The sequence below is a fragment of the Neisseria sp. P0022.S010 genome, assembly GCF_051956635.1.
On the sequence record NZ_JBQCXF010000521.1, the window covers coordinates 1 to 2,053 of the forward strand.

Here is a 2,053-nt window from a genome sequence, read left to right on the forward strand (position 1 = left end):
CCGGCGGTGAAAAACGCCGTGTTGCTTTGTGCAAACTCTTGTTGAGCAAGCCCGACATGCTGCTGCTGGACGAGCCGACCAACCACTTGGACGCTGAATCGGTCGAATGGCTGGAGCAATTCTTGGTACGCTTCCCCGGCACAGTCGTTGCCGTAACACACGACCGCTACTTCCTCGACAACGCCGCCGAATGGATTTTGGAACTCGACCGCGGCCACGGTATTCCGTGGAAAGGCAATTACTCGTCTTGGCTGGAGCAGAAAGAAAAACGCTTGGAAAACGAGGCGAAATCCGAAGCCGCGCGTGTGAAAGCGATGAAGCAGGAATTGGAATGGGTGCGCCAAAATGCCAAAGGCCGCCAAGCCAAGTCTAAAGCGCGTTTGGCGCGTTTTGAAGAAATGAGCAACTACGAATACCAAAAACGCAATGAAACGCAGGAAATCTTCATTCCTGTCGCCGAGCGTTTGGGTAATGAAGTAATTGAATTTGTGAACGTTTCCAAATCGTTTGGCGATAAAGTGCTGATTGACGATTTGAGCTTCAAAGTGCCTGCGGGCGCGATTGTCGGCATCATCGGCCCGAACGGCGCGGGTAAATCGACGCTGTTTAAAATGATTTCAGGCAAAGAGCAGCCTGATTCCGGCGAAGTGAAAATCGGGCAAACCGTGAAAATGAGCCTGATCGACCAAAGCCGCGAAGGTTTGCAAAACGACAAAACCGTGTTCGACAACATCGCCGAAGGCCGCGACATTTTGCAGGTTGGTCAGTTTGAAATTCCCGCACGCCAATATTTGGGTCGTTTCAACTTCAAAGGCAGCGACCAAAGCAAAATCGCAGGTCAATTGTCGGGCGGCGAACGCGGACGTTTGCACTTGGCAAAAACTTTGTTGAGCGGCGGCAATGTGTTGCTGCTGGACGAACCATCCAACGACCTCGACGTGGAAACCCTGCGCGCGTTGGAAGATGCATTGCTGGAATTTGCCGGCAGCGTGATGGTGATTTCTCACGACCGCTGGTTCCTCGACCGCATCGCCACGCATATCTTGGCGTGCGAAGGCGATTCGAAATGGGTGTTCTTTGACGGCAACTATCAGGAATACGAAGCCGACAAGAAACGTCGTTTGGGAGAAGAGGGCGCAAAACCGAAACGTATCCGTTACAAACCGGTAACACGTTAAGCAGGTTTGAACCAAAAGGCCGTCTGAAACTTTTAATGTTTCAGACGGCCTTTTATTTTTGATGTTTATGATTGTTTTCTTAATTGCGGATGGTTTTCCAATGTATCAATGATGATTTCAATCATGCGTGGGGCAGTTTGTGCTAAATCGAAGCCTTGACCTGAAGAAAGCCAGCGCCAAATCAAGCCGTCTAATGAAGACTTGATGAAGATGACTGCCATATCGATATCCAAATTATCCGCCAATGCTTTTTGTTGTACCGCATCAGTCAGGACGGCAACGATTTTTTCACACCATAGTGATTGGTGTTTTTTAGCGATGGCAATGACCGCCTCGTTTTGCTCGGTGTGTTCGCATTTTAAAAACAAAATGCTGTGGAATTTATAGTGAAGCTCGTTGTGTTGCAGCCGCTCGAAAAAACGGGTCAGGGTCAGTCGGAAGCTTGACCAAGCCTGTTCGTTATTGTTGTTCGAGTCTCCTTTTATGCAGCTTTCGATGTCGTCGCAAATCCGTTGGAACAAGGCGTCAAACAAATCTTCTTTGTTTTTAAAATGCCAATACAGCGCGCCGCGCGTTACGCCTGCGGCTTGGGAGATTTCGTTGAGCGAAGTGCGGGCAATGCCTTTCTGATAAAACGTATCTAATGCGGCAAGCATGAGATATTCTTTGGTTTTTAAGGCTTCGGTTTTGGTTCTTCTCATAGTTGTTTTGTGGGAAATGTAAATTTATGGTTCGGATTATAAAAAATTACTTCTGAACATGCAAGAATGTATGTATAATTCAATTCAATACTTGATAGTGTTTCTCAACACTATATAATCAGCCTGTTTTTCATAAAAGCAGGCAATTTCTGTTTGCGAAATATGAGATTAAAG

General features: G+C 47.3%; 2 protein-coding genes. One reads left to right on the forward strand and one right to left on the reverse strand.

Annotated features, from left to right (window positions below; translation table 11 throughout):
• A partial coding sequence (gene ettA, locus ACTHUT_RS18915) for an energy-dependent translational throttle protein EttA (protein ID WP_440386811.1) occupies nucleotides 1-1,178 on the forward strand: 1,178 nt, incomplete at its 5' end.
• A 65-nt stretch (nucleotides 1,179-1,243) separates the two neighbouring features.
• Here ettA and mtrR read toward each other — a convergent pair.
• Entirely contained in the window at nucleotides 1,244-1,879 is a 636-nt protein-coding gene (gene mtrR / locus ACTHUT_RS18920; protein WP_440419401.1) for a multidrug efflux system transcriptional repressor MtrR, read from the reverse strand.
• Between the last annotated feature and the right edge of the window lie 174 nt (nucleotides 1,880-2,053).

What these genes read in the sequence shown, in the direction of transcription:
- mtrR (WP_440419401.1), bottom strand. Translation starts at nt 1,879, where the DNA reads ATGAGAAGAACCAAAACCGAAGCCTTAAAAACCAAAGAATATCTCATG.